Here is a 12,395-nt window from a genome sequence, read left to right on the forward strand (position 1 = left end):
CGACTCCACCGACCGCGGCACCCCCACCGCCACCACAACCTCAGGACCCACACCCCACTCGATCAACAACCGAGCCAACCGCGTCGACCGCTCATCCAACTCCGCATACGACAACACCACCAACGACGCCGACGCATCCGCAAACACCAACGCCGTACCGGTCGGATCCACCTCGACCGCAGTCGCGAGCAGTTGCGGCAGTGTCGTGACGCGCACCCTGCGGGTGCGGACGGGGCGCACTCGAGCGACCCGGGTCATGCCGCGACCGCTTCCTGAGCCGCGTCGTGCCGCCCGACCACCCGAAACACGTGTCACTCACCCTGCCTGTTGTCGATCCTGCGCCGCGCGGCGCCACCCCCTTGATCCATCGAGCGCGGCCGGGGCATGTTACGCGCGGGCGCCCCCATCCCGGGTCGGCGGGGTGGGCCGGGCCCGGAACCAGACCATTGTCCGGCACCGCGGCCCGCTGGTCACCCGGTGGGGCTGGAGATTCGCGTCAGCGCTGGTCGAGGGCGAGCAGCGCGGCCAGGGCGGGACCGATCTCGGCCAGCGCGTCCGGTCCGACCAGTTCGTCGTGACGGACCGGTACCGGCCGGTCGATCACCTTGCCGTCCACATACGGCTCCCAGTCGGCCGCGGACCGACCACGCTCGATGTGACTTGTCTCACAATCCGCGCGGAAGAACTCCACGGTGCCGCGGAAGACGGCCGGGCGATGGTCGGCCACCAGCTCGGCCGACCGCACCGCACCGCGATAGATCCGGCGCACCCGCTCGGGCGTGAGCGACACCAGGTCGGCGGGGACCATCGCGTGCAGTGCCGCCAGGGCCTCGTCGCCGAGGTCGTGCAGATCGCCCGAGGGCAGGGCGTCCGCGCCGAGGCCGAGTTCGGCCAGGGCGTCGCGCACGGCGCCGCGGAAGTCGGTGACATCCAGTTCCGGGTACCCGTCCAGCACGGCCAGCAGCGACACCTGTTCGCCCGCGGCCTGCAATTCGGTGGCGATGGTATGGGCCAGCACGCCGCCCAGCGACCAGCCCAGCAACCGGTACGGGCCGTGCGGCTGCACCGTCCGGATCTCCGCGACGTAGCGCAGGGCCATCTCGTGGATCGACTGCGGCACGTAGTCCTCGGTCAGCGCCGGGGACTGCACTCCCCACAGCGGCTGCGGAAGGTACTGTGCCAGCCCGGAATACGCCCATGCCAGGCCGTACATCGGGTGGAGGCAGAACACCGGATCGCCCGCGGCCGCGCGCAGCGGCACCAGGACCCCGAAGGCCGAATCGTCCTGTCGGCCGGGCACTTCGGTGTCGATGCGGTGCGCCAGCCCGGCCACCGAGGCGTCGGTGAAGAACCACGGCACCTCGACCCGCGCCCCCGTGACCTCGCGCAGCCGCGCCACGGCCCGGGTGGCCAGCAGCGAATTGCCGCCGAGCGCGAAGAATTCGTCGTCGGCGCCCACCCGATCCGCGCCGAGCAGGTCGGCGAAGACGTCCGCCACCGCCTGCTCGGTCGGCGTCTCGGGGGCACGGAAGTCGGTGCCGCCGTGAAACTCCGGTGCGGGCAGGGCGCGGCGGTCGAGCTTGCCGTTGGGGGTCAGTGGCAGCGCGTCCAGCACCATGATCGCGTCGGGAACCATGTACGCGGTCACGAATTCGCCGACGGTGCCGCGCAATTCCGCCGGGTCGAGTGCGGCGGCGTCGTTTCCGACGACGTAACCCACCAGGCGGTCACCGGCCTGCGCCGAGCTGTGCACCGTGACCACGGCCTGTCCGACGCCGGGGCAGCGCAGCAGCGCCGCCTCGATCTCGCCGAGTTCGACGCGGAACCCGCGCAGCTGCACCTGCTGGTCGCTCCGGCCGGCGTACTCCAGGGCGGCGGCCGGGCCGGACGCGCGCCAGCGGCCCACGTCACCGGAGCGATACAGCCGCGATCCCGGCGGACCGTAGGGGTTCGCCACGAAACGAGTCGCGGTCAGGCCGGGGCGGCCGAGATAACCGCGCGACAACTGAGCACCGGCCACGTACAGCTCGCCGGGAACCTGCGCCGGAACCGGGTGCAGGCGTTCGTCGAGCACGTAGGTGTCCAGTCCGGGCAGGGCGCGGCCGATGACGCTGGCCGCGCTGCCCGCCGTATCCTCGTCCAGCTCGAGGAACGACACGTGCACCGTGGTCTCGGTGATGCCGTACATGTTGACCAGGCGGGCCTCGCGGTGGCGCGCGAGCCACGGCGTCAGGCGGCGCGGGTCCAGCGCCTCGCCGCCGAAGATGATGTGCCGCAGGGCGAACGCGGCTCGCGGGGCGTCGCGGTCGGCCGCGATCAGCTGATAGAACGCCGACGGTGTCTGATTGAGCACCGTCACACCGTCGCGAATCAGCAACTCGCGGAACTGTTCCGGCGAACGCGAGGTCAGGTAGTCGACGACGACCACGCTGCCGCCGGAGCCCAGCGCGCCCCACAGCTCCCACACCGAGAAGTCGAAGGCGAAGGAGTGGAACAGCGTCCACACATCGGACTCGTCGAAGCCGAAAAGCGGGTAGGTGTTCGACAGCAGTTGCAGCACTTGGCGATGCGCGACCCCGACACCCTTGGGCACGCCCGTCGAGCCCGAGGTGTAGATGACGTAGGCGAGGTGGTCGGGTCGCAGCGGCGCGAGCCGGTCCCGATCGGTGACCGGGGAGTCGTCGGCCGCGTCGAGGTCCTCGAACAGCAGCACCGGAATATCGGTCTCGGGCAGGGCGTCCCGGTCCGCGGCGGTCGTGAGCAGGCAGGCCGGTGCGGCGTCGGAGAGCAGGAACCGCAGGCGCTGCGCCGGATACGCGGTGTCGATCGGAAGGTAACCGGCCCCGGACTCGAGCACGCCGAGCAGCGCGACCGGCAGCTGTTCGGTACGCGGAACCGCCACGGCCACCAGCGCTTCCGGCCCGACGCCGTGCGCGATCAGGGCCCGCGCCACCCGGTTGGCGCGCCGGTCCAGCTCGTCGTAGGTCAGGGTGTTCGCCCCGGCCCGGATCGCCGTCGCATCGGGGCGGCGGCGCACCTGCTCGTCGATCAGCGCGAGAAGCGACGGTTCGGTCGCGGTGCGCGGTGTCGCCAGTGGCGTATTCCATTGGCGCAGCGCCCGTTCGCGTTCCTGGCCGCTCAGTAGGTCGATGTCGCCCACGGCCGCTTCGGATTCGGCCAGGGCGGCCAGCACGCGCAGGAAGCGGTCGGCGAAGCCGCGCACGGTGGCGGCGTCGAACAGGTCGGTGGCGTAGGTGAAGGCGGCGGCGATGCCCTGCGCGGCTCCGGTGGCGTCGGCCCGCTCGGTAAGTGTCACCTGCAGGTCGAACTTGGCCGGGGCGGGCGCGGCGTCCACACCCGAGACGGTCAGCTCGGGCAGCCGCAGGTCGGCCGGCGCCAGGTTCTGGAACGTCAGCATCACCTGGAACAGCGGGTGCCGGGCCGCCGAGCGCGGCGGATCGAGCAGCTCCACCAGCCGCTCGAACGGCACATCGGCGTGCGCGAAGGCCGCGACATCGGTGTGGCGCACGGCGCGCAGCAGGTCGCCGACGGTGGCGGCGGGGTCGACCTCGGTGCGCAGCACCAGGGTATTGACGAACATGCCGATCAGGTCGTCCAGGGCGGCGTGGCCGCGGCCCGCCACGGGGGTGCCGATGGCGATGTCCCGGGTGCCCGACAGCCGCGCGAGCAGCACCGCGAGCGCCGTGTGGACGACCATGAACAGCGTCGAATGATGTTCGCGCGCAACGCGGTTCAGGGCCGCGTGCAGATCGGGCTCGATCTCGAAGGCGATCGTGTCGCCGCGGTAGGAGGCCGCGGCCGGGCGCGGTCGATCGGCCGGCAGGTCCACCTGTTCGGGCAGCGCGGCCAGTTCCCGGCGCCAGAAGGCGATCTGCTGGGCCAGGACCGAATCCGGGTCGTCCTCGGCGCCGAGCGCGTGCCGCTGCCACAGGGCGTAGTCCGCGTACTGGACAGACAGGGGCGACCAGCCCGGTGCGTCCCCGCCGGTGCGGGCGGCGTAGGCCAGCATCAGATCACGGGTCAGCGGACCCATCGACCAGCCGTCTGCGGCGATGTGGTGCGCGACGAAGGCCAGCACGTACTCACCCGAATCGGCTTGCGGCGCGGGCGTTTCCGGAGCCACCCGGAACAGTGCGATCCGGAAGGGCACCTCGGCGGTGACGTCGAAGCCCCGACCCATCACCTGTTCCGCGGCGGGGATCAGCTCGGCGGCGGCGACCTCGATCGGTGTCAGGTCGACGTCGATGTCGCGGGCGGCCCGGATCTCCTGCACCGGACCGTCGGCGGTCAGTGGATAGACGGTACGCAGAATCTCGTGCCGCACAACCACATCCGCCACGGCGGCCCGCAACGCGGGCACGTCGAGCACGCCGGACAGCCGGATGGCGGCCGGGATGTTGTACACGGCCGCGCCGGTGTCGAACTGGTTGAGCACCCACATCCGCTGCTGCGCGAACGACAGCGGGATCTCCGCCGGGCGCGGGCCGGCGGCCAGCCGCGGCAGCGCACTGCCGGTGGACTGCTCGACCGCCACGGCCAGCGCACCGACCGTGGGCGCCTCGAACAGGCTGCGCACCGACACCCGCGATTCCAGGGCGGTCCCGATGCGGGCCGCCACCTGGGTCGCCAGCAGGGAGTTGCCGCCGAGCGCGAAGAAGTCGTCGTCGACTCCGACCCGCTCCACGCCCAGCACCTCCGCGAAGGTGCTCGCGACGATCTCCTCGATGGGCGTCGCCGGCGCGCGGTAGGCGGTGGCCTCGAATTCCGGTTCGGGCAGCGCTTTACGATCCAACTTGCCGTTCACGGTGCGGGGCAGCGCGTCCAGCACGACGAACGCCGACGGCACCATGTACGACGGGACGGCGGCGGTGATCGCCGACTTCACTTGTGCGGCATCGAGTGTGCCGCCGCTGGGCACCAGATAGGCGACCAACCGGTCGCCGGACCGCTGGTCCCGCTTCGCCAGCACCGCGACCTGAGCGACCTCCGGCAGCGCCAGCAAGGCCGCCTCGATCTCGCCCAGCTCGATGCGGAAACCGCGGATCTTCACCTGGAAGTCCGTGCGGCCCCGGTATTCCAGCTCGCCGCCGGTATTCCAGGCCACCAGATCGCCGGTGCGGTACATGCGCGTGCCGGGCACCCCGAACGGGTCGGCCACGAAGCGGTCCGAGGTCAGGTCGGCGCGGCCGAAGTAGCCGCGGGCGAGCTGCGCACCGGCCAGATACAGCTCGCCGGAGACGCCGACCGGCACCGGGTGCAGGCGCGAATCCAGCACGTATACCTGGCTGTTCCACTCCGGCGCGCCGATCGGCACCGACACCTGGTCGGCCGCGGTCACCCGGTGATTGGTGATCGAGACCGCCGCCTCGGTGGGTCCGTACAGGTTGAACAGGTCCACGTCGGGGTGCGCGGAGCGGAAGCGTTGCGCGAGGGCGCCGGGCAGGGCCTCGCCGATCGCGAGCACCCGGCGCAGCGATTTCCACAGCGTCACAGCGGAAGCGGGCCGCTGCGCGGGGTCACCCGTCATTCGGTAGGCGTCTCCGGGCCCGCGGGTCGCGGCGTCGGTGAGCAGCGCGTCGAGCATGGACGGGACCACATGCAGCGTGGTGACATCCTCGCGCGCCATCAGCTCGTTCAGGTAGGCCGGATCGCGATGGCCGTCCGGCGCGGCGATCACCAGCCGCCCGCCGCACACCGCCGCCGACCAGAACTCCCACACCGACAGGTCGAATGTCGCGGCCGTCTTCAACAGCATCGCGTCGTCGCGAGTCAAGCCGAATTCCGCGGTCTTCCACAGCAATTGGTTGACGACGGCGGCGTGCGGCACCGCCACGCCCTTCGGCCGCCCGGTCGAGCCGGAGGTGAAGATGACGTAGGCGATGTTCGAGGCGCGCAGCGGCGCGATCCGATCCGCGTCCGTGACGGGCCCCGCCGGGACGGTCGACAGGTCCAGTGCGTCGACCACGACCACCGCCCGGCCCAGGTCGGTCCCGGCGTTCGTCAGCACGCACACCGGATCGGCGGTGTCGAGGATGTAACCGGTCCGTTCGGCGGGCTGGTCCGGATCTACCGGCACGTACGCGCCGCCTGCCGCGGCGACGGCGTACATGGCCACGACGAGGTCCACCGAGCGGCGGAAGGCCAGCGCCACTCGTGCCTCGGGACCGACGCCGAGCGAGATCAGATGCCGGGCAAGACGATTCACCCGGTCACCCAGTTCGGCGTAGGTGAGCACCTCGGGCCCGTCGGGGAGATCGGCGACCAGTGCCACCGCGTCCGGCCGTGCCGTGACCGTACCGGCGAGTAGCGCGTCCATCGTGGGCAGCGCCGCACCGCGCGGGCGGATTGCTTGCAGCACACCGGAATTCAGCGGATACCCGGTGATGTTCGGGGCGACCAGGACCCGGTTGCGCTCGTCGCGGCCGAGCAGCGGCAGATCGCCGACGGCGGCCGACGCGTCGCTGACCACCGCGGCGAGGATGCGCGAGAGCCGTGCGGCGAAGCCTTCCACGGTGGCGGCGTCGAAAAGATCGGTGGCATAGGTGAAGAAACCACCGATACCGGCGGGACTTCCCTGCTCGTCGTACACATCACCGACGATCAGATGCAGATCGAACTGCGACACTTCGAGATCCGCGTCCACACCCGCGACTTCGAGTCCCGGCAGCGACACTTCCGTCCGCGCCAGATTCTGGAACGACAAACCCACCTGGAACAACGGATGATGCGCAGTCGACCGCGGCGGATTCAACACCTCCACCAACCGCTCGAACGGAATATCGGCATGCGCGAAGGCATGCAGATCCGTTTCCCGCTGCCGCGCGAGCAGATCCACGAAACTCTCACCACGACGCAGCTGCGTCCGGAACACCACCGTGTTCACGAACATCCCGATCAGGTCGTCGAGTTCGGCCTCGCCGCGACCCGCGACCGGCGTACCCACCGCGATGTCGTCGGACCCGGACAACCGCGCCAGCAATACCGCCAGCGCCGTGTGCACCACCATGAACAACGTCGCGCCATGCGACCGGGCCAGTGCGTTCAACGCCGCATGGGTCTCCGCGTCCACCCGGAACTCCACCCGGCCGCCACGCAACGACGCCACCGCCGGACGCGGCCGATCCGCCGGCAACTCCAGCAGATCCGGCAAACCGGACAACTCCCGTCGCCAGAACGCGATCTGCTGCGCCGCAATGGAATCGGGATCCGATTCGTCGCCCAGTACCGCGCGCTGCCACACCGCGTAGTCGGCGTACTGCACCCGCAGCGGGGCCCAGCCGGGGTCCGCACCGGCGGTGCGCGCGGCGTACGCGGTCATCACGTCCCGCACCAGCGGGGCCATGGACGAGCCGTCCGCGGCGATGTGGTGCACGACGACCGCCAGCACGTACTCGTGCGTGTCGGTCGCCGCGTCCGTGATCTCGAACAACCGCACCCGGATCGGCACCTCGACCGTCACGTCGAACGGCGTCGCCGCCAGCTCGTACACGGCCGCGACCGCGCCCTCGGCGGTGCGCCGTTCCGGCGCGACGGACACCCAGCCGCCCGGATGGGTGGCCGCGTCCGCTCCGCCGTGGTGCGCGATAGCCGCCGACACCGGCAGGACGACCTGCACCGGGCCGTCGGCCGTCTCGGGGTAGACGGTCCGCAGCACCTCGTGCCGGACCACCACATCGTCGAGCGCGGCCGACAGCGCCGCCACATCCAGATTCCCGGTGAGCCGCAAGGCGAACGGCAGGTTGTAGGCCGCCGAGCCCGCGGTCTCCCCGTCCTGATCGAACCGGTTCAGGAACCACATCCGCCGCTGCGCCAGCGACAACGGCAGCCGCTCGGGCCGCTCGAGCGCGCCCAGTTCGACGCCTCGGCGGTCGTGCGTGCGGGATTCGATGGCCGCCGCCAGCGCTGCCACCGTCGGCGTCTCGAAGACGGTCCGGACCGGTATCCGGCCGTCGATGGCCGCGCCCAGCCGGGCGGCGACCTGGGTAGCGACCAGCGAGTTGCCACCCAGGGCGAAGAAGTCGTCGTCCGCGCCGACCCGGTCGACGCCGAGCACCTCACCGAACACCTCCGCCACGATCTCCTCGACCGGCGTTGCGGGAGCGCGGAACTCGCGCGCGGAATAGGTCGGCTCCGGCAGCGCCTTGCGGTCGAGCTTGCCGCTGGCGTTGAGCGGGAACTCCTCGAGCACGACGATCGTGCCGGGCACCATGTAGGCGGGCAGGGACTTCGCCACGGCGGCCAGCAGGTCCGCCTGTTCCAGGCGCAGGCCGGGCGCGGGCACCACGTACGCGACGAGCTGGTCGCCGAGCGTGGACGGCATCACGGCGGCCACCGCCTGGCTCACCTCGGGCTCGGCCAACAACGCGGTCTCGATCTCGCCCAGCTCGATGCGCTGGCCGCGGAACTTCACCTGGAAGTCGGTGCGCCCCAGGTAATCCAGCCGCGCGGGCAGTTCACCGTCGGGTGCGCGCCACACCGCCAGGTCGCCGGTGCGATACATCCGGGCGCCGGCCGCGCCGTACGGGTTCGCCACGAACCGGTCGGCGGACAGATCCGGCCGCCGCACATAGCCGCGAGCCAGCTGCGCGCCCGCCAGATACAGCTCCCCCGGCACGCCCGCCGGTACCGGGCGCAGCCGCCCGTCCAGCACAAAAGCCTGAGTGTTCCACTGCGGCAACCCGATCGGCACACTCGTTCGATCGGCGCCGCGCGCCTGCCAGTAGGTCACCGACACCGCGGCCTCGGTGGGCCCGTACAGGTTGTGCACCCGCGCGCCGCAGACCCGGCGCACCGCGTCGACGGTCTCCGGCGGCAGCGCCTCGCCGATCACGAACACGTCCCGCAGCGTCGGGCACGCACCCGGCGCCAGGTGCGCGGCGAATACGGTCAGCATCGACGGCACGAAGTCGGTAACCGTAATACCTTCGGCCGCAATGGTTTCCGCCACATACAGGGGATCACGATGCCCGTCGTGGGTCGCGACGACCAGCCGCGCGCCCGCACGCAGCGGCAGGAAGTAACCCCACAGCGACACGTCGAACGTGGTCGCCGTCTTCTGCAGGTAGGCATCGCCGGGACCCAGCGGATACTGCGCGAGCATCCACTCGATCTGGTTGTGGATGGCCGCGTGCGACACCGCCACACCCTTCGGGCGGCCGGTCGATCCCGATGTGAATATCACGTAGGCGGGGTGTGCATCGCGCAGCGGCGCAAGGCGTTCGGTGTCGGCGATCGCCTCGGCGGAGAACTCCGACAGGTCGAGGCGATCGATTTCCAGGACATCCCGCGCCCCGGACACCGCCGAGGCGTCCGAGGTCGTGGTGAGCACGGTGACCGGGTCGGAGGTGGCGAGGATATGGCCGATGCGCTCGGCGGGATGATCGGGGTCCAGCGGCACGTACGCACCGCCCGCCGCGACGATCGCGTACATTCCGACGACGAGATCCAGCGACCGGCGAACGGCCAAGCCCACCAACGCTTCCGGACCCACGCCGCGCGAGATCAGCAGCCGCGCGAGGCGATTCACCCGGGCGTCGAACTCGGCGTAGGTGAGCGAGACGCCCTCGTAGGTCACGGCCACCGCGTCGGGCTGCCGCGCCGCCGTGCGCCGGTAGCCGTCGAGCAGCAGCTCCGGCTCCAGCGAATGCCGGGTCTCGTTCCAGTCGCGCAGGATTCGGTCGCGCTCGGTGCCGGACAGCAGCTCGATCGCGCCGACCGGGGACTGCGCGTCGGCGGCCACCGCGGCCAGGATGCGGGTGAGGCGCTCGGCGAAGCCCTCGACGGTCGGCTTGTCGAACAGGTCTGCGGCGTAGGTGAACAGGGCGCCCAATCCGGCCGGGGTGGCGTCCTCCTCGCGCGGGACTACGGTGAGCTGGAGGTCGAATTTCGCGATGGCACCATCGAATTCGACGGCCGCGGCACTCAGGCCGGGCAGCTCCAGCGTGGGTTTGTCCATGTTCTGGAAGAACAACGCCACCTGGAACAACGGATGATGCGCCTGCGAACGCACCGGATCCAACACCTCGACCAAACGCTCGAACGGCAACTCCGCATGCGAAAACGCGCCCAGGTCGGTCTCTTTCACCTCTGCCAAGAGGTCGGCGAAGGACGCCGCCGAATCGACCCGGGTCCGCAAGGCGAGGGTGTTGACGAACATGCCGATCAAGTCATCGAGTTCACGCTCACCACGCCCGGCCACCGGCGTACCGACAACGATGTCGTCGGTCCCCGACAACCGCGCCAGCAACACCGCCAACGCCGCGTGCACCACCATGAACAACGACACACCGGACGCCTGCGCGAGTTCCACGAGCCGGGCATGGACCGTCGTGTCGAGTTCGAACGCGTACTGGCCGCCGTGCCCGGACGCCACCGTGGGACGCGGGCGATCCGCGGGCAGATCGAGCCGATCCGGAATCCCGGCCAGCGTCGAACTCCAGTACGCGACCTGGGCGGCGCTCACGGACTCGGGGTCGGACTCCTCGCCCAGCACGGCACGCTGCCACAGCGTGTAGTCGGCGTACTGCACCGGCAGCGGCTCCCAGCCGGGCGCGCCGCCGCCGCAGCGGGCCAGGTAGGCCGTCATCAAGTCACGCACCAGGGGCGCCATCGACGCGCCGTCGGCCGCGATGTGGTGGACCGCGATGGCGAGCACGTGGTCGGTGGGGGCCGCGCCGGCAGCGCCGGAATCCAACGCCAGCAACGCGATCCGCAGCGGCACCTCCGTCGCCACGTCGAATCCGGCGAAGGCGAACGCCGCGAGCCGGGCCTCGAGTTCGGCCGGCGCCACGGGTTTCGCGGCCAGGTCCGGGATGGCCTGCTCGGGCGGCAGGATCACCTGGTACCCGGTGCCGTCCTCGGACGGGTAGATGGTGCGCAGCGTCTCGTGCCGCTCGACCACATCGGCGACCGCGGCCTGCAGCGCCGCCACGTCGAGGGCGCCGGACAGCCGGATGGCGGCCGGGATGTTGTTGGCGGCCGACGCAGTGTCGAACTGGTTGAGGAACCACATCCGCTGCTGCGCGGGCGAGAGCGGGATCCGGTCCGGTCGCGGCATCGGCGTCAGCGGGACGCGCCCGCCCGCGTCGACCAGCGGTTCGATTCCGGCGGCCAGGCCGGCGACGGTCGGCGCCTCGAACACCAGCCGGGCGGGCACCCGGGTGCCGAGCGCCGCGCCCAGCCGGGCGGCGGCCTGGGTGGCGATCAGCGAGTTACCGCCCAGATCGAAGAAGTCGTCGTCGGCGCCGACCGGCGCGACGGGATGGAGCAGGTCGGTGAAGATTTCGGCGACCAGCGTCTCGAGGCGGCCCGACGGCGCGCGAAACTCCTTGGCCTGCAACACCGGTGCGGGCAGCGCGGCGCGGTCCAGCTTGCCGACCGGGGTCAGCGGGATCGCGTCGAGGACCATGATGGTCGTCGGCACCATATGCGCGGGCAGGCTGCGACCGGCCTGCTCCAGCAACTGTTCGACCTCGACCGCGCCGTCCACCGGATGCACATAGGAGACGAGAATCGTTGCGCCGCTGTCGAGCCGGTGACCGACCGTGACCGCGAAGTCGACGGTGTCGTGCGCGGACAGCACCGCGTCGATCTCCCCCAGCTCGATCCGGAACCCCCGGATCTTCACCTGAAAATCGTTGCGGCCCAGATACTCCAACTCACCGGACACGGTCCGGCGCACGAGATCGCCGGTGCGGTAGAGCCGGGAACCCTGCGGGTCGAACGGATTCGCCACGAATCGCGCCGCGGTGAGCGACGGCCTGCGGTGGTACCCGCGCGCCAATTGCGCACCGGTGATGTACAACTCGCCGACCGCGCCGTCGGGCACCGGCGTCAGCCGCTCGTCCAGGACGTATTCGGTGACGGCGCGGATAGGCGCGCCGATGGTGACGGTTTCCCCGGGGACCAGTGGCGAACTGATGTTCGTCATGATCGTGGTCTCGGTCGGCCCGTACCCGTTGTAGAACTCGCGGGTACCGTCCCCGATGGGAATCACCCAGCGCCGCACCAGATCCGGCGGGCAGGCCTCGCCACCGGCGACCACGACGCGCAGATCGTCCAAGCCCGCCGGATCCACCGAGGCCAACGCCGCCGGTGTGATGAAGGCGTGCGTCACCCGTTCCCGGCGCAGCAGTGCCGCGAGCTCGTCGCCCCCGTATACCGACGGCGCGGCCACCACCATCGTCGCCGCACCACCCACCGCCAACAACAACTCCAACACCGACGCATCAAAAGACGGCGACGCGAAATGCAAAGTCCGCGAATCATTACCGACCCGATAACGCTCACGCTGCTCATCACAAAAACTCGACAAACCAGCCTGAGTGACAACCACACCCTTCGGCTTGCCCGTCGAACCCGACGTATAGATCACA

General features: G+C 70.7%; 2 protein-coding genes. Both read right to left on the bottom strand.

The window, feature by feature from the left end:
- A partial coding sequence (locus QH470_RS24420; protein ID WP_280274669.1) for an AMP-binding protein occupies nt 1–258 on the bottom strand: 258 nt, incomplete at its 3' end.
- 238 nt (nt 259–496) lie between these two features.
- A partial coding sequence (locus QH470_RS24425; protein ID WP_425302769.1) for an amino acid adenylation domain-containing protein occupies nt 497–12,395 on the bottom strand: 11,899 nt, incomplete at its 5' end.

Origin of the sequence: Nocardia wallacei, assembly GCF_029868745.1 — a bacterium.
Taxonomy (GTDB): Bacteria; Actinomycetota; Actinomycetes; order Mycobacteriales; family Mycobacteriaceae; genus Nocardia; species Nocardia wallacei_B.